16 protein-coding genes are annotated in these 20,937 nt (G+C 32.7%); 10 read left to right on the plus strand and 6 right to left on the minus strand.

All coding sequences use genetic code 11. From position 1 onward, the window contains the following. The first annotated feature begins 95 nt into the window (after positions 1 to 95). From AC3QL1_RS21050 to AC3QL1_RS21070, 5 genes are all read left to right on the plus strand, one after another. The gene (locus tag AC3QL1_RS21050) at positions 96 to 695 is read left to right on the plus strand and encodes an HPP family protein (protein WP_492494088.1); all 600 of its coding nucleotides are present in this window, start codon (positions 96 to 98) and stop codon (positions 693 to 695) included. 170 nt (positions 696 to 865) lie between these two features. After that, entirely contained in the window at positions 866 to 1,405 is a 540-nt protein-coding gene (locus AC3QL1_RS21055; RefSeq protein WP_492494089.1) for an IS1096 element passenger TnpR family protein, read from the plus strand. A gap of 103 nt (positions 1,406 to 1,508) precedes the next feature. Continuing rightward, a complete protein-coding gene (locus AC3QL1_RS21060; protein WP_492494090.1) occupies positions 1,509 to 1,868 on the plus strand; it encodes a four helix bundle protein in 360 nt (119 codons plus the stop codon). 43 nt (positions 1,869 to 1,911) lie between these two features. Next, a complete protein-coding gene (locus tag AC3QL1_RS21065; RefSeq protein WP_492494091.1) occupies positions 1,912 to 2,970 on the plus strand; it encodes a nucleoid-associated protein in 1,059 nt (352 codons plus the stop codon). Positions 2,971 to 3,130: 160 nt separating this feature from the next. Further along, on the plus strand, positions 3,131 to 3,361 hold the full coding sequence (locus AC3QL1_RS21070; protein WP_492494092.1) for a hypothetical protein: 231 nt from the start codon (positions 3,131 to 3,133) through the stop codon (positions 3,359 to 3,361). 76 nt (positions 3,362 to 3,437) lie between these two features. Here the strand turns inward: AC3QL1_RS21070 and AC3QL1_RS21075 are convergent, their stop codons facing one another. Together AC3QL1_RS21075 and AC3QL1_RS21080 are read right to left on the minus strand one after the other, a co-directional pair. Next, complete coding sequence (locus AC3QL1_RS21075) at positions 3,438 to 4,019, minus strand: TetR/AcrR family transcriptional regulator (RefSeq protein ID WP_492494093.1); 582 nt, start codon at positions 4,017 to 4,019, stop codon at positions 3,438 to 3,440. A gap of 72 nt (positions 4,020 to 4,091) precedes the next feature. Beyond that, complete coding sequence (locus AC3QL1_RS21080) at positions 4,092 to 4,844, minus strand: SDR family oxidoreductase (RefSeq protein ID WP_492494094.1); 753 nt, start codon at positions 4,842 to 4,844, stop codon at positions 4,092 to 4,094. Between the two features lie 227 nt (positions 4,845 to 5,071). Here AC3QL1_RS21080 and AC3QL1_RS21085 point away from each other — a divergent pair, with 227 nt between their 5' ends. Continuing rightward, positions 5,072 to 7,441, plus strand: coding sequence for a GAF domain-containing protein (locus tag AC3QL1_RS21085; RefSeq protein ID WP_492494095.1), 2,370 nt, complete (start codon positions 5,072 to 5,074; stop codon positions 7,439 to 7,441). A gap of 99 nt (positions 7,442 to 7,540) precedes the next feature. Here AC3QL1_RS21085 and AC3QL1_RS21090 read toward each other — a convergent pair whose 3' ends face one another. Next, entirely contained in the window at positions 7,541 to 8,719 is a 1,179-nt protein-coding gene (locus AC3QL1_RS21090) for a Pycsar system effector family protein (protein WP_492494096.1), read from the minus strand. Between the two features lie 28 nt (positions 8,720 to 8,747). On the opposite strand from AC3QL1_RS21090, the gene AC3QL1_RS21095 reads away from it, so the two are divergent. Further along, positions 8,748 to 12,482, plus strand: a complete 3,735-nt coding sequence (locus tag AC3QL1_RS21095) for a metallophosphoesterase (protein WP_492494097.1) — start codon at positions 8,748 to 8,750, stop codon at positions 12,480 to 12,482. A gap of 192 nt (positions 12,483 to 12,674) precedes the next feature. On the opposite strand, the gene AC3QL1_RS21100 is transcribed toward AC3QL1_RS21095, so the two are convergent. After that, positions 12,675 to 13,535, minus strand: coding sequence for a hypothetical protein (locus AC3QL1_RS21100; protein ID WP_492494098.1), 861 nt, complete (start codon positions 13,533 to 13,535; stop codon positions 12,675 to 12,677). A 90-nt stretch (positions 13,536 to 13,625) separates the two neighbouring features. Further along, positions 13,626 to 14,678, minus strand: coding sequence for a hypothetical protein (locus AC3QL1_RS21105; protein ID WP_492494099.1), 1,053 nt, complete (start codon positions 14,676 to 14,678; stop codon positions 13,626 to 13,628). Between the two features lie 94 nt (positions 14,679 to 14,772). On the opposite strand from AC3QL1_RS21105, the gene AC3QL1_RS21110 reads away from it, so the two are divergent. The 3 genes from AC3QL1_RS21110 to AC3QL1_RS21120 are packed head-to-tail and all read left to right on the plus strand — an operon-like array spanning position 14,773 to position 18,868. Then, positions 14,773 to 15,684: an ABC transporter ATP-binding protein gene (locus tag AC3QL1_RS21110; RefSeq protein ID WP_492494100.1), complete on the plus strand. Its 912-nt coding sequence runs from the start codon at positions 14,773 to 14,775 to the stop codon at positions 15,682 to 15,684. Between the two features lie 3 nt (positions 15,685 to 15,687). Beyond that, positions 15,688 to 16,524, plus strand: a complete 837-nt coding sequence (locus AC3QL1_RS21115) for an ABC transporter permease (protein ID WP_492494101.1) — start codon at positions 15,688 to 15,690, stop codon at positions 16,522 to 16,524. Positions 16,525 to 16,558: 34 nt separating this feature from the next. Further along, positions 16,559 to 18,868 carry a choice-of-anchor L domain-containing protein gene (locus AC3QL1_RS21120; protein WP_492494102.1) on the plus strand — a complete coding sequence of 770 codons (2,310 nt, stop codon included), beginning with the start codon at positions 16,559 to 16,561 and terminating at the stop codon, positions 18,866 to 18,868. A 118-nt stretch (positions 18,869 to 18,986) separates the two neighbouring features. On the opposite strand, the gene typA is transcribed toward AC3QL1_RS21120, so the two are convergent. Next, positions 18,987 to 20,783 carry a translational GTPase TypA gene (typA, locus tag AC3QL1_RS21125; protein WP_492494103.1) on the minus strand — a complete coding sequence of 599 codons (1,797 nt, stop codon included), beginning with the start codon at positions 20,781 to 20,783 and terminating at the stop codon, positions 18,987 to 18,989. Positions 20,784 to 20,937: the final 154 nt, after the last annotated feature.

Genomic DNA, 20,937 nt, shown 5'->3' on the forward strand with positions numbered 1-20,937 from the left:
GCCAAAGATTTAATGATTTTAAAAGATTAATAATCGTGTGAATCTTTAAATCTGTGGCAAAAAATCTCAAAGTTTTAAAATAAAATACCACATAAATGCCCACTCCAAAAATAAAAAGAAGCTATCGCAAAACACGCTACATTCTTTATAGAGAAACTTTAATCGATTTTAAAGAACATTTTTGGTCCTTCATAGGATCTTTTGTTGGAATTGGAATTCTGGCTTATGTACAATCCATTCACTTTTCCGGAAACGATGCTGTTTATTTAATTGGTTCTTTTGGCGCTTCAAGCGTTTTGGTTTACGGGATTATTCAAAGTCCGTTTTCGCAGCCCAGAAATTTAGTTGGCGGACATGTTATTTCAGCATTTATAGGCGTTACGGTTCATAAACTCGCACCGGATATTATCTGGATTGCTGCTCCTTTAGCCGTTTCATTGGCTATTATTTCAATGCAAATTACAAAAACACTTCATCCTCCGGGAGGAGCAACTGCTTTAATCGCGATTATTGGTACGGAGAAAGTAAAAGCTTTAGGCTATATGTATGTGTTTTCGCCGGTTTTAATTGGAACTTTGATCTTACTTTTAACAGCTTTGGTATTTAATAATATGACTTCAGGCAGAAGTTATCCAAGTCATAGTACGTATCATAAACATTATCATAGGATTAGAAAGAGATTAACCCTTAAATAGTAATTCGATTACACTATTGTCATCCTGAGCGGAGTCGAAGGCTTGTTAACCTTAAATGGGCTTCGACTCCGCTCAGCCTGACAAATAAAAATCTTTTCAACAAATCGCAATTCGTGATTCGTATTTCATTTTTTATATTTTACCTTTGACTTTTCAAAAATACAAAGATTATGGTTTATAAATTTAGAGTAATTCTAGACGCCGAAGAAGACATTTTTAGAGACATTGCAATTCTTGAAGACGATACGCTTGAGGATTTACACAATGCAATCTTCAACGCTTTTGGTTTTGACGGAACTGAAGTTGCTTCATTTTATACTTGTGACGAAACCTGGAATCAGGAAGACGAAATTCCGCTTTTTGATACCGGCGACATTCCCGGCGAACAACGAACTATGAGTGATTATCCATTATCTAGTATTTTAGATAAAGAAAACACCAAAATTATCTACGTGTACGATTTCATCAGTATGTGGACTTTCTTAGTCGAATTAGCCGCTATTGAAGATCAAATTGCCGGAGCTCCATATCCTGAAACTTTATTCTCTCACGGAGAAATGCCGGATGAAGCCATCGAAAAAAACTTTGAAGCAGATATGCACGACGATATCTACGGAGAATTTGAAGACGATCTTGACGAAGACGACCTCGACATGTTCGAAGGAGACGACAGCTTTGAAGATTATGGATTTGAGGAGAATTGGAATTAGTTCTAAGTTGCTAAGGTTCTGAGATGCTAAGATTCTAAGGTTTTCTCTTGAAGGTTTTTTCTTATTTTTTTATTAGTTTTACCGATTAATTAAAAATAACAAAATGAGTAACTTTAGAAGTCTGCTTATCTGGCAGAAATCAATGGCCTTGACTACCAAAATTTATTTTACAACAAACAATTTTCCAAAAGAAGAAATCTTCGGATTAACTTCACAAATAAGACGTAGTTCTGTTTCAGTTCCCAGCAATATTGCCGAAGGATTTGGAAGAGAAAGTGATAAAGATCTTTTACGCTTTTTAAATATTTCTGTTGGGTCTTTATTTGAAATGCAGACTCAATTAGAAATCGCAAAAAATATATCGTACATAAAAGAAGACGATTTTAATAACCTATATGAGGACAGTCGCGAAGTAGAAAGAATGTTAGTTTCTTTTATTAAAAAAATAAAAGGCAGAAACTAAACCTTAGTACCTTAGCAACTCAGAACCTTAGCATCTAAAAAAAATGATCAACTTATTCAACACCCACATCGAGACGCTTGCGATACACCGCGTAGGAAACAAGAGCAGAAACGAAGCGATTTTTTTATCTGAACAACCATTTAATCTGAATGATGAAATTGTGCCTTTGATAAAAGAATACTTTTTTAAACCTTTTAGAGAGAAAGAAGAAAACTATTATCAGTTTGCGCACGAAGTCGATTTGGATTATAATGACATGTTTAAATATGCTACGGAGATTTTTGCTAATCCAGGTAATTTACAGGAGATTTCGAAAAAAATCACTACTCATTTATTCGAACAATCCAATCATCCGCACATTAAAAACGGAGAGGTTTATGTAACGTATTTAACGAATTTAAGTATCGATAACAACGTTGTTGACGCTATCGGAATTTTTAAAAGCGAAATACAAGCCGACTTTTTACAGTTTGAAGAAAAAAACAGCAATCTTGAAATGATCTTGCAGCAAGGTATCAATCTTAATAAATTGGATAAAGGCTGTTTGATTTTTAATTATAAAAAAGAAGAAGGATATAAAATCCTAACTGTTGACAGTAACCGTTATGATGCGCGTTATTGGTTAGAGCACTTTTTATCTGTCGATGCTTTTGAAGATGAAAACTTCATTACCAAAAAATACTTGAAATTCTGTCAGAACTTCGCAAAAGATGTTGTTTTGCCGGCAGAAGACAAAAAAGAAGAAGTAATGTTTATGAACAGATCTGTGAATTATTTCGCTAAAAATGATCAGTTTGAAGAACAAAATTTCCTGAACGAAGTATTAGACAATCCTGACTTAATTCCTGAATTCAAAAACTATAAAGTTGATAAAGGAGAAAAATACAGCATCGAAGATGTAACCTCATTCCCTATTGCAAACGCAGCAGTTTCTGACGCCAGAAAATCGATTAAAAATGTTATTAATCTGGATACTCACATTCAGATTAAAATGGATTTTATTAATCCTGAAAGCGCCGAGAAATTTGTTGAAAAAGGCTGGGATGAAGAAAAACAAATGTATTACTACTTAGTGTATTTCAACAAAGAAGAAAAAAGCTAAGAGTCATTCATTTTCTATTACTTACTTAAAACAAAAAACGGCAACTACATTTATTTGTAATTGCCGTTTTTTATTAATTGAATTTCCTTTCAATAGAATAAAAAAGTTTAAACCAGTTTAAAATTTGCTAGATTTGATAATCGAACTAAAATCAAATATAATGGCAGATTTAAAAAAAACAGAATTAGAAGAACGTGCTTTTAAAACTGCGAAAACATTACTCGAAAAATATCCAAATCCAGAAAATCTTACGCTTGAAGAAAATTCAGGTTTAGACGATTCTTATACCGTTTTAATTACACTTTTATACACTGAAAAATTAGATGAGGAAGAACAACTGCAAATTCTTTCAATCATAGACGAAATGAAATCACTGGACGAAAACAGATAATTCATTTTTCCATTATTAAACAAAAAACGGCAACTACATCAGTAATTGCCGTTTTTTGTTTTTGCTGTTTTCTAAATTATAATATAGAAAACAGTGCTTTTACAATATCATCGTAGACTTGTTTGTCTCTTTCTCCGGTTCTGGCGAGAACTCTAATTCCCGAATAATTATTAAAGATAAATCGAGCTAAGACTTTCGCCTCAATGGCTTTGGAAATATGTCCGGCTTCTTGTCCTTTTTTGACTGCTTTTGTAAAAACTTCTTCCATAGTCTGGCTGTTGCTTTTTACGATTTTTGCAATCTCTTCATCATGCATGGCAAGTTCTACAGAAGAATTCACCATAAAACAGCCTTTCGTAAGTCGGTCTTGCAGGCTTTCTAAAACTGCCTGTTTAAAAATATCATGCAATGTTTCTTTTACGTTTTCAGATTCTTCTAAAAGCTTGATAACCTGATCCTTAGATTGTTTTTGATAACACTGCAACGACTTACTAAACAGCTTCTGTTTGTCTCCAAAAGTATCATACAAGCTCGAACGGCTTAAACCCAAATGCGTTACCAAATCCTGCGCCGAAGTGCCGTTATAGCCTTTGTGCCAAAAAATTTCTATCGCTTTATCCAGAGCCTGATCTTCGTTAAATTCTTTTGTTCTAGCCATGATTTCTAAAATTGAAATATTTTACAAAGATACAAAAATACGGAACAATCGTTCCTGAATTAGAGAAAAAAATTATACTACTGCGTTTACAGTAAGTCCGCCGTCAACAACAATTTCAGTTCCTGTTATAAATGAAGCATCATCTGAAGCTAAGAAACCAACTGTTTTTGCAATTTCTGAAGATTGTCCGAAACGTTTCAATAAAATTTTCTCTCCTAAAACTGCTCCAAAACCATCTACTTCTGCTTTTTCTAAACCTAATTTTCCATAAAGCGGAGTTTCAACAGGACCAGGAGAAACGGCATTTACTCTGATTTTTCTTGGTGCTAATTCTGTAGCAAAAACTTTATTCAAAGATAAAACCGCAGCTTTGCTTGAGGCATAAACACTTGAATTTGGCATACCAACATGTGCGTTGATTGAAGTATTAAAAATAATAGATCCGCCATCATTCAATATGGGTAATACTTTTTGAACTGTAAAATAAACTCCTTTTACATTCACATTCATGATGCTATCGTAATGTTCTTCTGAAGCAGATTCTACGGGAGCAAATGAAGCGATTCCGGCATTTAAGAATAAGATGTCTACTTTTCCAAATTGTGCTTTCACCTGTTCAACCAAACTGTCAATTGATTTTAAATCTGATTGGTCTGAAACGATTCCGGTTACGTTTAATTCTTTTTCGGCTTTTGCCAAAGCTTCTTTGTTTCTTCCTGTAATAATTACTTTTGCACCTTTTGCAGTTAATTCAGCTGCTGCTGCATAACCAATTCCGCTATTTCCACCTGTTACTATAGCTACTTTGTTTTCTAAATTTTTCATTTTTATTTGTTTTAAATTATTGATTATTCAATTATTATGGTACAAAGATATAATAACGGAACGATCGTTCCGTTATTATTAATGTTAATGTTTAGTTAAAATTAAAATAGCCGTTTGAAACCTCCTGTTTATAAGGGATTCTTTCTATAATATCATAAATGAAAGAAATCGTAAAATGTCAAACATTCTTAATTTATGCTTAATTTTGTAGCCTAAATTAAAATCAAATGGGTAGCCTTCTACACAACGAAAGTCCTTTTACCACAATCATATCATTTCATAAACTAATTCAATCTTTTGAAGAAATTGCTTTATCAAATGTTGATTATCGATCGAACTATGCCAAAGCGATTTTGAAACAAGTTGAATCAATTCCCGAATTCAGAACCGGAATTCACGATTATAGTCTGATCAAAACACATGAGGCTTTAATCAAAAACATAACGGCTGATTTATTTCCTACTGCACTAACTCACAATGAAATAAAAGCCATCACAATTCCTTTTCAAAATATATCTTTCAATTATACGGAACGCTTTAAGAAAATATTACGCAATGCCGGTGATGAATTTTATATGGAAATTCGTGATTTTGACAGTCATCAGTTTTACATCAACAATTGCTGCCTGATTTTGAGCAGTTATTATAAACAGCATATCGATTTTAATAAACCGTTTTTTTATGATATTCCGGATGAGGAAGGTGTGGAAAAACATTATCGAATTTTATACAATGCTGATTTCATGGAAATTATTCCAACTGAAAGTTCAGTGCATTTAACGCAAGACGATATTGATTTATTAATTGACAATTATAATGATCTTGAGTTATGGAAATCTAAATTTCCTGTGGGAAGCTGGACTTTAAAAGGGTTTGGAATTGTTTCTTTATTTGATGCCACTACAGAAAGTGCTATCTCAAATTTAAAAAGTAATTTGCTTAAGCCTGATACTAAAACGGTAGCATCAAATGATATTATAGAAAACATTTTTAAGTCCATTTTTAAGGTTTCACATTTAAAAGTTGGTTTTATTATCTATAATCCGGAGGAAGAAAAATTCATCAGACCGGTAAAATTCGACAATCAGCTTCAGAGTTTTCTGCTTTCAAAAGAACAGGAAGTCGAGTGTAAAAATGCTTTTTTTGGATGTTCGTTTGAGAATTTATTAGATAAAAAAGAGCCTTTTGTGATTTCGAATGTGAAGAAATTTATTGAAGAATCTCCAAATAAAAGACTTGGCGAACATTTATTACGACAAGGAATTCAGAGCTGTGTTTTTGCGCCTGTTATAAAAGATGGTCATTTACTCGGAGTTGTGGAATTAGTTTCTGAAAATCCAAGAGATTTAAATAGTGTCAATGCGACAAAACTTGAATTGGTTTTACCGTATTTAACTGACACAATCGACCGCTACAATACGGATATGCAACATCAGATTGAAGCGATTATTCAACGTGAATATACTACGATTCATCCAAGTGTTTACTGGAAATTTAAAAAAGAATCTCAAAATTATTTTCAGAATACGAATCATACCAAAGATTATATTTTTAAAGAAATTGTTTTTAAGAATGTATTTCCTTTATATGGACAAATTGATATTAAAGGTTCTTCTGAACATCGAAATGAAACGGTTAAAAGAGATTTAAAAAATCAGTTAAGTACGCTTTTGGAAATTTTTGAAAATCAGAAACCAAACAGCAATCTGGTACTTCTTGAACAACGAAAATTCGAATTGGAATCTATGCGCGCGGAGTTAGAAAATCCGCTTAAAGCAGATACGGAACAACATATTCAGCGTTATATAGAAGATGAAATTCATCCTATTCTAAAAAACACAAAAGACACGGCAAAAAATCAAAAACTGGAAGAATTGTATTTTGAAAGTCTGGATGAAAAAACAGGAATGTTTTATCAGGAAAGAAAAAAGTTTGATAATGCAATGTCTATCATAAACAAGAGATTAGCCTCTGTTCTGGATAGAAAACAAGTTGAAGCGCAGCAGATTTATCCGCATTATTACGAGCGTTTTAAAACGGATGGTGTTGAACACAATTTATATATTGGAGCTTCAATTTCGCCAACGAAACCTTTTGATATTATGTATTTGCACAATTTACGTTTGTGGCAATTACAAACTTTATGCGAAATGGAGTTAGAACATCATCAGCTTAAGGAATCTTTACCTTATGAACTTGATGTGACTTCTTTGATTTTGGTATTTAGTTCAGCTCTTTCTATCCGTTTTAGAATGGATGAAAAACGTTTTGACGTTGACGGAACTTATAATGCAAGATATGAAGTGGTGAAAAAACGTATCGATAAAGCCAATATAAAAGGAACAAAAGACAGAATTACGGAGAAAGAAAAAATTACGATTGTATATTCTCAAAACAATGAAGAAACCGAATATTTGAAATACATCAAATATTTACAGCATAAAAAGATACTGGAACCGTCTATTGAACAATTTGAAGTGGAAGATCTTCAAGGCGTTTCAGGTTTACGTGCCATTCGCGTAAAAGTGATTAACAATACAGAAAATCTGGTTTCGAAAAAAATAACGTATCAGGATTTATTAGATGAGCTCAACTAATTAGTTGGGCTTTTTTATTTTAAATACATAGAAACATAACTTTTAAAACTTTAGTATTTTAATTATAAATTATGTTTCTATGTTTATAAGTCAGGAATATCAAATTGATTTAAAAGCAATTATAAAGGCTATTACGGTCACTATCAAACCAAACATGAAAAAGTTGTAGGCTATTCGCAGTAAATTATATTTTCGCTGTAAAACCAACCCCAGGTAATATAAATCCTTGATCATGTTTGAATAAAGATAATCACGGTCTTTCATCATTTCGTTCATTGCCCAGTCATATTCTTCCAAAGGCATTTTGTAGAAATTTCCAAAAAACAATAAGTTAATCTTTTTGTTCTCAATATCTTCTCTGGTAAAAACTCCCGAAGTTACTTTTGGACGGGTTGAAAGAATAGCAAAAATAATAGTAATCACACTGGACATCAACATGATAAATGTCGGGATTACCAAATGTGCATTTTTCGGACTATCCAATTTTGGAATTATAGAAGAAAGTGCAATCGAAATAATAATCGCGTTTACAGACAATAAAATATTGGCTTTACTATCTGCAATCCCGCTTAAACGAGTGTGATTTCCAAGTGTTACGCGAAATAAAGTATCAACGCCGCGATCCGGTTTTTCTACTTTTTCTTTCTTTTTAATTTCATCTTCCAGCGACTTTGCTGCTTTTAATTCTTGTTTGTCTATTTTTTTCTGCACCAGAATCAGGTTTTTTTCTTTTAGAGGCTGCCATTTTTTCAAAGCATAATCGGTATAAAAGCGGTGTTTATTCAATAAAAAATTCAGGTTTTCTTTTGTCCATTCGGCATTAGAAAACGCTGCAATTCCGGTATTTTTTAATTCTAAACGAAGTAATTCGCAGGTTGTAACATATTCTGTTCCCATAAGATGCGCATAATCAGCATCTTTAATAATTTTTTCTAAATGTGTTTTTGGTACATATTCTTTTACGGTTGCAAGAATAAGACGTGAAACAGTTGCGATAAACTCCTGAGATTTACCTTTTTCTCTCAAAAAATCAGAAGCAATTTTTGCACTTGCTTCTTCATGGTTTTCATAACCTTCAATATATCCGGTGTCGTGAAACCAGGCAGCTATCAAAAGCGCTTCTTTATCATCACCACTTACATCTTCTTTCTTACATAGTTCTTTTACCGCAGAAACTACGGTTAAAGTATGGTTAAAATTATGATAAGAATATAAATTAGAAAGTTTATCTTTGAGTAAATTACTGACGAAATCTTCGGATTGTTCTATTAGATTCATGGCGAATATTTTTATATACCACTAAATTATGAAATTGTTTTTGGATAACCATTTTATTACTAAGATTAAAACTTATTCTTTAGTAATCTCTATATTATTTTTACTGTATTCGTGTGCTACACATAAAGCCCAATACGGAAAAAATGTCGGCGTAAACGAAACGGAAAACGCGACAGACACGATAAAAATTTCCCACACCTTATTTTTAGTGGGAGATGCAGGAAATGCCGATGAGGAGCAATCACAGCAAACTCTGGAATTATTACATCAAAAATTAAAAAGAGCGAACAAAAAATCGACTTTGATATTTTTGGGTGATAATATTTACCCAAAAGGTTTTCCTAGTAATGACAATGCTTCAGAAAAAGCTTTGGCAGAAACAAAACTGACGAATCAATTAAAATTGACGAAAGGTTTTAAAGGAAAAACCATTTTTATTCCGGGAAATCATGATTGGTACAGCGGCATTAAAGGTCTTGAACTTCAGGCTGATTTTGTAACGAAATATTTAAACGATAAAAAATCATTTCTTCCAAGAAAAAGCTGTCCGATCGAAGATGTCAAAATTGACAGTACTTCAACATTAATTACTGTTGATAGTGAATGGTTTCTGGAAGACTGGGACAATCATCCTACTATAAATGATAATTGCGACATTAAAACCAGAGAAGATTTCTTTGATCAACTGGAAAATCTTCTAAACAAAAATCAGGAAAAAACAGTTGTTCTGGCCATTCATCATCCTTTACTGAGCAACGGAACACACGGAGGTCAGTTTTCATTAGAAAAACAATTATTTCCTTTAGAGAAAAAAATTCCGCTTCCGGTTATCGGTTCTCTGATAAATTTATTGAGAAAAACCTCTGGTGCAAGTCCGCAGGATATTCAAAATAAACAATATACTATTTATGCAAAGAGAATTAAAACGCTCTTGCAAGGGCAGAAAAATGTAATTGTAGTTTCCGGGCACGATCATAATCTTCAATATATTAATAAAGAAAATATCAAGCAGATTATAAGCGGTGCGGGTTCTAAATCTGAAGCTGCAAGGGCAATCAATGAAAATGATTTTTCGTATGGTGGAAACGGTTATGCAACCCTGACTTTATTTAAAAGCGGAGATGCAAAAGTGTCCTATTTTGGAAATGAAAATCAAAAGGAAAAATTACTTTTTGAACGTGAGATTATAAAAGCCAAAGAAATTAACTGGGCTGCGGGTGCTTCAAATAAATTTCCTGCAACTGTTAACACCTCTATTTATTCGACAAAAATGACGGATAAAAGTTTATTTCATAAATTTTTATTTGGTCAGCATTACAGAAAATATTACAGCTTGCCAATTGAAGCCAGAACTGCAACAATAGATACTTTAATGGGTGGTTTAAAACCTATTCGCGAAGGCGGCGGACATCAATCTGTATCTTTAAGAATGTCTGATCCAAAAGGAAGAGAATATGTAATGCGCGGTATGAAAAAAAGTGCTACTGCATTTTTACAATCTGTTGCTTTTAAAGATCAATATGTTGTAAATGATTTTGAAGATACGTATGCTGAGAACTTTTTGTTTGATTTTTATACTACTGCACATCCTTATGCTCCGTTTGTAATTGGCAGTATGGCAGATCAGTTGGGTATTTCGCACACCAATCCTGTTCTATATTATATTCCGAAACAAAATGGATTGAAAGAATTTAATTCGAATTTTGGAGATGAATTGTATATGGTTGAAGAAAGACCTGCAGATAATCATCTTGACGGAAAAAATTTCGGAAACCCAAGTAATATTATCAGTACCGAAGATATGATGGCCAATCTTCATAAAGATGAAAAATATTCGGTTGATGAAAAAGAATATATGAAAGCACGTTTGTTTGATATGTTAATTGGTGACTGGGACAGACACAGCGATCAATGGCGTTGGGGAGAATATAAAAAAGGAGATAAGATTATTTACAAACCTATTCCGCGCGATCGTGATCAGGCTTTTGCCAAATACGACGGAACTTTGCTTTCGCTGTTAATGAATATTCCGGCACTTCGCCATATGCGTACTTTCAAAAACAAAATTGATAACGTAAAATGGTTAAGCAGAGAACCTTATCCAATGGATTTGGCTTTTTTAAGAACATCTGATGAAAAGGACTGGATTGAACAGGCGAAATTTATTCAGGAAAATTTATCGGATGCGGAGATTGACAATGCTTTTAAAAATATGCCGAAAGAAGTTCAGGATGGAACGGTTGAAGATATTAAGCGTAAGCTAAAAAACAGAAAAAAAGACCTTCAAAAATATGCTTCGGAATATTCTGATGTGCTGTCTAAAACAGTAATGATTGCCGGAACGGATAAAAAAGACAAATTTGTAATCAATCATAATGCAAGAAAAAGCATTGAGGTTCAGGTTTATCGAGTTAAAAAAGAAGGCGATGAATTGATTTATAGCAAAACTGTGACGGATGCAAAAACGAAGAATCTTTGGATTTATGGTTTAGACGATGCTGACGTTTTTGAAGTTGTTGGAAATCAGAAATCGAACATAAAAATTCGTTTAATTGGCGGTCAAAACAATGATACTTATAATATTGAGAATGGAAAAAAAGTAATTGTTTACGATTTTAAATCAAAAGAAAACACTTATAACCTGGATTCTAAAACTCAAACACAGCTTACAGATGATTATGATGTAAATTTATACAATTACGAAAAACCAAAATATAATGTAATTTCAGGGCTTCCAAACATTGGATTTAATCCTGACGATGGTGTAAAAGTGGGTATTAATTTGAATTATACGGTGAATAATTTCAAGCAGAATCCGTACACGCAAAGACATGTCATTAATGCATTTTACTATTTTGCTACCGGCGGATTAGAATTTAATTATGTAGCACATTTTCCGGGATTATTGGGTAAATGGGTTATTGATGTTGAATCGCTTTATACCACGCCAAATTTTGCTATGAATTATTTTGGATACGGAAATGAAACTACGTATGATGACGATCAGGTTGGAATGGATTATAATCGTGTGCGTATTAGAAAATTTAATGCTTCGGCTGCCATCAGACATGTTGGGCGTTATGGAAGTGAGTTTAGTTTACAGCCAGTTTTTCAGAGAATGACTGTTGAAGATACTGAAGGCAGATATATTAACACGCCAAATATTGTAAATCCAAATGTTTTTGAAAGTCAGAATTATGGAGGTTTGAAAGCGAAATATATATTTAAAAATTCTGATTTTGCGGCAAAACCTACTTTAGGGGTTGCTTTTATGATTTCGGCAACATGGCTGACTAATTTAAATGAAACAAAACAAAATTTTCCAACTATTGAAAGTCTTTTAGGTTTTACACATAAAATTGATCACAACGGAAAGTTAGTTTTAGCGACTCTTTTAAAAGGAAAAGCTGTTTTAAATAATAATTTTGATTTTTATCATGGTGCTTCTCTAGGCGGCGATACTGATTTGAGAGGTTATAGAAACGAACGCTTTTTAGGAAGTTCTTATTTTTCTCAAAGTAGTGATTTACGTTTTAGTATTGGTAAAATTCAAAAAACGATTGCGCCTCTGACTTACGGAATTCTGGGTGGTTTCGATTACGGAAGAGTTTGGCTTGACGGAGAAAACTCCAGAAAATGGCACCAGGATTACGGTGGCGGACTTTGGATCAATGCCATTAATGTTTTAACAGCAAGAATCTCTTATTTTAAATCTCCGGATGAAGTAGGAAGAGTTATTTTTGGAGCGGCATATAGCTTTTAAAAAGGTACTAAGATTCTGAGTTGCTAAGGTTCTAAGTTTTTTTCTTGGGTACAAAGGCTCAAAGTTAGAAAGGTTTTTTAGCCACGAATTCACGAATTATTTGTAATAAAAAATTCGTGAATTCGTGGCTAACTTTTTCTTAGCATTTCAAACCCTAGCATCTTAGAAACTTAGTACCTTAGAAGCTTAAAATCATTTCAGTTTGAATTCGTAGACGTTCCCTCCTACTTTGTTTGTTTTTTCGTCGGCGATCAGTAAAGTGTTGTTGTCTTTAAAAACGATGGCTTCTTTTTGAGAAAAATGGTTTAGTTTTATTTCGGTTTGTGCTCCTTTGTGGAATAAATCACCTTTGAAATCCTGGAATAAAACTATTTTATCATGGCTTAAAACGACTATTTTTTTTCCGTCAGGACTAATTGTTGCACTTGTCAGCACACAATGATTGTAATTATCACAAGTTTTAAATTCCCCTATTTTTATTGCTTTTTGAGTTCCCGGCGCATTTAAGATTTTGTAGATAAAAGCCGTTCCGTCAAAGTTTTTGCTTCGATTTTTTGTGAAAAGATAAAAGTAATTTTCATATTCAAAAAAACCTTCTACATCATAAAACATTTCTTTTTTCTTTGGAGGAAATTCTGTTTGTTCCGGATATGAGAATGAAACTTTATATTCGGCTACAGCCAAATCTTTATTCAGTTCATTTTTGGCAACTTTATAAATGCATAAATCTTTGCGTTCGTTGTCGTTGTTTCCAAAATCTCCAATATAAATATTGTCGTTTTTATCTTTTGTAATATCTTCCCAATCTACATTTGTTGCGTTTGTAATGGTGATTGTTTTATCTAATTTTCCATCAGCATTTATGGCGTAGATTTTGTTTGCATTTCCGCTGTCTTCCAGCGTATAAATCAAATTATTTTTAGGAAAATAAGCAATTCCTGAAACTTCTTTTAACTTTTTAGGAAGTGAATAAAGCGTCTTTAAATCATTATTTGATTGTTGCTGACAAGCCAATAAAGCAATTGAAATTCCAAGTAAAAAAAACTTTTTCATAGTATATATTTTTTTAAACCATATAAGTCATAAGTAAATTTAAGAAATTGTGTTTATATGAACTTATATAACTTATATGGTGAAGAACTTTTAAATTAAATTTGTGTTTTTAAAATTACGTGTGATAAACTCGAACGCCGCGAACATAATATGCCCCATTGATCTGGCATTTTTAAATTTCATGTCATTAGTATAACGGTACAATTCCATTTTTAGTTGATTGAGATGTTCTTCTGTCGAAATGGTATCATGACACATGATATTCAATAACTTTTTGATTCTGTTTTCGGCTGAGTGAATACGTTTTGCCAAAATTGCTCTTTCTTCGTCTTTATACTGAATGATGGAACGTTCTTCTAATTTGTCCTTAATGAGTTTTATCATTGGATAATTTTCCTTGAAAAACTGTGGACGATATACTTTAAAATTTCCCTCGTAACATTGCTGGTCAAAGTCAATTGGACGGATTTTATAAACTACCTGATCAAAATCGTGAATTGGTACAATTACATAATTATAAGCCCGCATATCACCTAAAAGACGAATCATACACCGTTCATTAAACTTCACAAATTCTTTTGCAATCTGCGATTTTTCCATTTCGGTACAATTATCCAATAAAGTATCCATAAAAACATCGCCAGGAATTCCGATAATATGTTCTTCGATCAAAGTATCTTTATAAACCAGAAAGTTGATTTTATCTGGCGAAAGAATGTCTTCTAATTCTAAACCGTAAATTCTGGAAGCGTCTGCTTTTTTGATATAAAAATGAACGTAATTGTCATTGAGAATGTTTCGGACTTTTACCCGAAACGGTTTTGAATTTCCGAAAGTACAATAATCAATGGCATCGACATTTAGGAACTGAATAATCTCGCTATTTCCATCAGAATGCAGAAGGGAATAGATTTTCTTTAAATTGAGGTCAATTTCATTTCTTTCAAATTCGCTATAATAAACCCTAATCCATAAAGTATCGGTTTCGTTTTTATCGTATACATTTACAGAACCGGCAAATCGCAATAAATCATCATAGAACACAGATACTTTGGAGATTCTCTCGTATCGTTCTAAATAATTTAAAAGTGATTGCGTTAAAGGATAAGATGGTTTTTTTAAGACCATTAAAGGTTCGCTCATTTTGAATATCTTTATTACAAATTTACATTAAATAAAATTTAGCGTAACAATATAGAGGTTGAATCGTCATACTTAAAACTAAAACCGAAATAATTTGGAAACCATTCTTACTATTGAAAATCTTTACAAACGATACGGACGCATTCAGGCGTTGAAAAATGTATCTTTTGAAATACAAAAAGGCCGCGTTTATGGCATCTTAGGTCCTAATGGAAGCGGAAAATCTACTACTTTGGGAATTGTGCTAAATGTTGTCAACAAAACATCAGGCGATTATCGCTGGTTTGACGGAAAAATTCAGACACATGAGGCGCTTAAAAAAGTGGGAGCAATTATTGAAAGACCCAACTTTTACCCTTATATGACGGCTGAAGAAAACCTGAAATTAGTCTGTAAAATTAAAAGCATCAATTATTCCAAGATAAATGAAAAGCTTGATTTAGTAGGTTTATCGGAAAGAAAAGACAGCAAATTCAGTACTTTTTCTTTAGGAATGAAACAGCGTCTGGCCATTGCTTCGGCACTTTTAAATGATCCTGAAATTTTAATTCTGGATGAGCCAACGAATGGTTTAGATCCGCAGGGAATTCATCAGATTCGTGATATTATCAAAAAAATTGCCTCTCAGGGAACTACTATTTTACTGGCTTCACATTTACTTGACGAAGTAGAAAAAGTATGTTCGCATGTTATTGTTTTACGAAAAGGTGAAATTTTATATTCTGGTTCTGTTGACGGAATGTCTGCAAATGAAGGTTTCTTTGAAGTTATGTCTGAAGATAATGCTGCTTTAAAATTAATTCTGGCAGATCATCCCGCTATAGAAAGATTAACGGAAGAAGAGGGCAAAATCCTTGCTTATTTAAAATCAGATTTTTCAGCTTCAGAATTAAATTCATTTTTATTTTCTAAAAATATTACTTTGAGCCATTTAGTAAAACGTAAAAATAGTTTAGAAGCTCAATTTTTAGAATTAACTAAAACCGCCACTCCTCAAAACAACTAAACCATGAACAGACTTATATCTATAGAATTGCAAAAAATCTGGAAGAACAAAGCGAGTCGCGTTCTTACCTTAACCTATTTTATTTTACTTTCTTTCATTGCATTAATTGCGTCGATAAAATTTGATTTTGGCGTGGTTAAAATTCACGTAGCCGAAATGGGAATTTTCAACTTTCCTTTTATCTGGCATTTTAATACTTACATTGCTGCCTGGCTTAAACTTTTTCTGGCGATCGTAATCGTTTCTATGATGGCAAATGAATATAGTTATGGCACTTTAAAACAAAATTTAATTGACGGTTTAAGCAAAAAAGAATTCATTTTGTCCAAGTTTCTTACGGTAGTTCTTTTTGCACTCTGTTCGACAGTTTTTGTTTTTGTGATGAGTTTAATCTTAGGATTTAGCTTTTCATCTTATACAGAACTTGATGTTGTTTTTATGGATATGGATTATTTGCTCGCTTTTTTTGTAAAGCTGATGGGATTCTTTTCTTTCTGTCTCTTTTTAGGGATTTTTGTAAAGCGATCTGCCTTTGCTTTAGGTTTTCTTTTAGTCTGGAGTATTTTGGAAGGTATACTTAAAGGTCTTTTGATTTTTCAGGTTTTTCCAAATAGTAATAAGGCAGACTATATCACACAATTTTTCCCATTAGAAGCCATGTCGAATTTAATCATTGAGCCATTCTCAAGATTATCGGTAATAAAAGCATTAGGAAATCAAATTGGCATTGAAAACACAAAAGATTATGATGTGCATTATCTTTCTGTTTTTATAGTTTTAATCTGGACATTTTTGTTTGTTTATTTTTCTTACAAAATATTAAAGAATAGAGATTTGTAGTATATTTGTTACTATGAATTATATTAAAAGTTTTTTGTTAATTATATTTCTATGTGGTTTATCTTCAAAGGTAAATGCCCAGTTTATAAGTATTGATGACCAAAAAACACCACAGCAGCTTATTGAAAATATTTTAGTAAATAGTTCATGTGTTTCTGTTACTAATACCTCAGGAAAAGGAGATCCTTTTAGTCCGGGTCAAAATAGTTATGCCTATTTCAACGCCGCTTCAACTAGTTTTCCTTTTTCTGAAGGTGTTGTTTTAACAACTTCCAAAAGTAAAAATGCAATTGGTCCTTACATAAGCGATGTAGGAGACGGGAATGTTAACTGGTTAGGCGACCCAGATTTAGATCAGGTTTTAGGGATCAATTCTTTAAATTCCACACTACTTGAATTTGATTTTGTACCTTTAACTGATTTTTTAAGTTTCAATTATGTTTTTGCATCAAATGAATATCAATTTTTTTATCCTTGTGTATATTCTGATGGTTTTGCTTTTTTAATTAAAGAAGCGGGAACAAGTGACCCTTATAAAAATCTGGCCGTCATTCCGAACACAAATACACCGGTTTCTTCTACAAATATCCATCCTAAAATTGAACCTACTATTGCTCCCAATGGCGATAAATATGATGGTTGCGAAGCAATAAACGAGAGCTATTTTAATGGATTAAATGATCTCTCGAGTCCCATAAATTATGCAGGACAAACTATTGAAATGAATGCACAAACCAATGTGATTGCAGGAAAAAAATACCATATAAAACTTGTTATAGCAGATGACAGAAATAGATATTATGATTCGGCTGTATTCTTAGAAGCTGGCAGTTTCTCTTCAAAAATTGATTTTGGAACAGACAGAACTATAGCCGACGGAAATCCTGTTTGTTATGGAGAGCAATTAACATTAGATACAAAATTATCGCCTGCATATTCCTATAAATGGTTTAAAGACGGAGTTTTAATTAGCGGTGCAAATACGCCTTCTTATGTTCCAACTGAATCAGGAACTTACACTGTTCAAGTAACCCTGACACCTTCACTTTGTATTTTAAATGGTAAAATTAAAATTGATTTTGCTTCGGAAATGTTAATTTCAAATACTACTTTAATACAATGTGATGATAATGCAGATGGAATCTCTGTATTCAATTTAACTAAAGCAGATAATATTGTAAAAAATAATAATGCCGAAATTCTAAATAAAGGATATTACGAGTCATTAATTAATGCCGAATCAAAAACAAATCCAATAGTAACACCGGAAAAATACACTAATAAATCTCCAAACCAAATTGTTTTTGCAAGGCTGGAAAATAAATACGGCTGCTACAAAATAGCCGAAGTAACACTACAGATTTCAAATGCAGCTATTTCAAATCAAAACCCAGTAGCAACTTGCGACGGCGATGATAACCAAGATGGATTTTATCAATTTGATCTTCAACAAGAGGCAACTCCACAAATTCTTTTTGGGTTGCCAAACGGATTAACTGTACAGTATTATTTAAATGCTGCTGATGCTGTTACAGAAACAAATGCAGTTCCTAATATCTTTAAGAACACTGTAGCTTTTACACAAACTATTTATGCAAGAATAGTTAACGGTCCTGATTGTTATGCTATAACTCCTGTTACGCTTGTTGTAAATACTTTTGATCCTCCTAATTTTGAAGATGAAACTCTCTATTTGTGTAGAGGCGATCAAATGGAGCTAACAGTTGATAGTAGTTTCGCAAGCTATTTATGGAATACCGGCAACACCACAAACTCTATAACTGTAAGTACAGCAGCAGATTATTCGGTTACTGTTAAAGATGTAAATGGCTGTGAGAAAACGAAAAAATTCAAAGTAATTCTATCAGAAGTCGCAACTATAACCGGAGCGATTATAAAAGACTTTTCCGCCAATGAAAATTCTGTTTTACTAGAATATACAGGAGTTGGAAATTATGAATTTTCACTAAATCAAACTGTTTTTCAGGATCAGCCATTGTTTACAAATGTCTCTCCGGGAACTTATTATGCTATTATCAGAGACAAAAATGGCTGCGGATTATCAAACACTTATATCATTTATGTTTTAGATTATCCAAGGTTTTTTACTCCAAATGGAGATGGATATAATGATTCATGGGTTATTCAGAATTTAGACCAGCTTCCTGATTATACACTTTTCATTTTTGATCGTTATGGTAAATTACTCAAACAAATGAATCAAAATAGCAGCGGTTGGAACGGAATATTCAACGGGCAGCAATTACCATCTGACGATTATTGGTTTACTCTGACTTTTGTTGATGGTAAGATAGTAAAAGGTCATTTTAGTTTAAAAAGATAAAAGATAGGAAATTCCAATCTGGAAATTCCAAATTCCAATACTTCACTTTATAACAAAAAAAATCCCAAACTCCGTAAAATTGGAATTTGGGATTTTTTATATTGAAATTTAAAACGTATTAGATTTTATATCTTTTTCTATCAGTTTCTGTCAAATAGATTTTTCTCAAACGAATAGATTTTGGTGTAACCTCTACATATTCATCTTTTTGAATGTACTCTAAAGCTTCTTCAAGAGAGAAAATAATTGGTGGAATAATTCTAGCTTTTTCATCATTTCCAGAAGAACGAACGTTAGATTGTTTTTTCTCTTTAGTTACGTTCACACACATATCATCAGCACGAGAGTTTTCTCCAATTACCTGACCTTCGTAGATCTCAGCATTTGGTTCAACAAAAAACTTACCACGATCTTGCAATTTATCGATAGAGTAAGGAATAGCTTTTCCTTTTTCCATAGAAATCAATGAACCTTTGTTACGTCCGGCAATTTCTCCTTTGTAAGGCTCATATCCAATAAAACGGTGCGCCATAATAGCCTCACCAGCTGTTGCAGTAAGCAATTGGTTACGTAATCCAATAATTCCACGTGATGGAATATTAAATTTCACAATCATACGCTCCCCTTTAGTTTCCATAGAAAGCATTTCTCCTTTACGCATTGTAACGAATTCAACTGCTCTACCTGAAAGGTTTTCCGGTAAATCGATTGTCAATTCCTCAATTGGCTCACATTTTTTACCATCAATTTCTTTGATGATAACTTGTGGCTGACCAATTTGTAATTCGTAACCTTCTCTTCTCATTGTTTCAATAAGAACAGACAAGTGAAGTACTCCACGGCCAAAAACCATGAATTTATCAGCAGAATCAGTTTCACCTAACTTCATAGCTAAGTTTTTCTCTAATTCTTTTGTCAATCTTTCTCTAATATGACGAGAAGTTACAAATTTACCTTCTTTACCAAAGAAAGGTGAGTCGTTAATTGTAAATAACATACTCATTGTAGGCTCATCAATAGCGATTGTTTGTAAAGCTTCAGGATTTTCAGCATCAGCAATAGTATCACCAATTTCAAAACCTTCTACTCCAATAATCGCACAAATATCACCGGCAATTACCTGTGGTACTTTTTTACGGCCTAAACCTTCAAAAGTGTGTAATTCCTTAATACGTGATTTTATTACTTTACCGTCTCTTTTTACCAAAGAAATTGGCATACCTTCATTTAATATTCCTCTTTCAAGACGACCAATAGCGATACGACCTGTAAATGCAGAGAAATCTAAAGATGTAATCAACATTTGAGGAGTTCCTTCAGATACTTTAGGAGCTGGTACATTTTGAATTACCATGTCTAATAAAGGCTCAATATTGTCTGTTTGATTTTTCCAGTCGTCAGACATCCAGTTGTTTTTAGCTGAACCGTAAACAGTTGGAAAATCCAATTGCTCTTCAGAAGCACCTAATTCAAACATTAAGTCAAAAACTTTTTCATGAACTTCTTCAGGAGTACAGTTTTCTTTATCAACTTTATTGATAACTACACATGGCTTAAGACCTAAGTCAATAGCTTTTTGTAATACAAAACGAGTTTGTGGCATTGGACCTTCAAAAGCATCCACTAGCAAACATACACCATCGGCCATGTTTAATACACGTTCTACTTCACCTCCAAAATCCGCGTGGCCTGGAGTGTCAATAATATTGATTTTTGTTCCTTTATATTGAACTGATACGTTTTTCGAAGTAATAGTAATACCTCTCTCACGCTCTAAATCGTTATTATCAAGAATTAAATCACCTGTGTTTTCGTTGTCACGAAATAATTGACAGTGATACATAATTTTATCAACCAAAGTGGTTTTACCGTGATCGACGTGGGCAATAATTGCAATGTTTCTAATAGATTCCATCTGTGATTTTTAATGGGTGCAAAGGTACACTTTATTTTGATATAAAAAACGTTTCTGAGATAGTTTGCGTATATACAAGTAATTAGTTAACTAAAAACTGCATTAATTAAGTGTAAAATGAACTTTTCTTATTGTTTAATTATAGTTAATTTAA

It is taken from the genome of Flavobacterium sp. GW823-FHT04A11 (genome assembly GCF_058796535.1).

Coding starts and splice junctions, on each gene's coding strand:
- AC3QL1_RS21050 (WP_492494088.1), top strand. CDS start 96: ATGCCCACTCCAAAAATAAAAAGAAGCTATCGCAAAACACGCTACATT.
- AC3QL1_RS21055 (WP_492494089.1), top strand. CDS start 866: ATGGTTTATAAATTTAGAGTAATTCTAGACGCCGAAGAAGACATTTTT.
- AC3QL1_RS21060 (WP_492494090.1), top strand. CDS start 1,509: ATGAGTAACTTTAGAAGTCTGCTTATCTGGCAGAAATCAATGGCCTTG.
- AC3QL1_RS21065 (WP_492494091.1), top strand. CDS start 1,912: ATGATCAACTTATTCAACACCCACATCGAGACGCTTGCGATACACCGC.
- AC3QL1_RS21070 (WP_492494092.1), top strand. CDS start 3,131: ATGGCAGATTTAAAAAAAACAGAATTAGAAGAACGTGCTTTTAAAACT.
- AC3QL1_RS21075 (WP_492494093.1), bottom strand. CDS start 4,019: ATGGCTAGAACAAAAGAATTTAACGAAGATCAGGCTCTGGATAAAGCG.
- AC3QL1_RS21080 (WP_492494094.1), bottom strand. CDS start 4,844: ATGAAAAATTTAGAAAACAAAGTAGCTATAGTAACAGGTGGAAATAGC.
- AC3QL1_RS21085 (WP_492494095.1), top strand. CDS start 5,072: ATGGGTAGCCTTCTACACAACGAAAGTCCTTTTACCACAATCATATCA.
- AC3QL1_RS21090 (WP_492494096.1), bottom strand. CDS start 8,719: ATGAATCTAATAGAACAATCCGAAGATTTCGTCAGTAATTTACTCAAA.
- AC3QL1_RS21095 (WP_492494097.1), top strand. CDS start 8,748: ATGAAATTGTTTTTGGATAACCATTTTATTACTAAGATTAAAACTTAT.
- AC3QL1_RS21100 (WP_492494098.1), bottom strand. CDS start 13,535: ATGAAAAAGTTTTTTTTACTTGGAATTTCAATTGCTTTATTGGCTTGT.
- AC3QL1_RS21105 (WP_492494099.1), bottom strand. CDS start 14,678: ATGAGCGAACCTTTAATGGTCTTAAAAAAACCATCTTATCCTTTAACG.
- AC3QL1_RS21115 (WP_492494101.1), top strand. CDS start 15,688: ATGAACAGACTTATATCTATAGAATTGCAAAAAATCTGGAAGAACAAA.
- typA (WP_492494103.1), bottom strand. CDS start 20,783: ATGGAATCTATTAGAAACATTGCAATTATTGCCCACGTCGATCACGGT.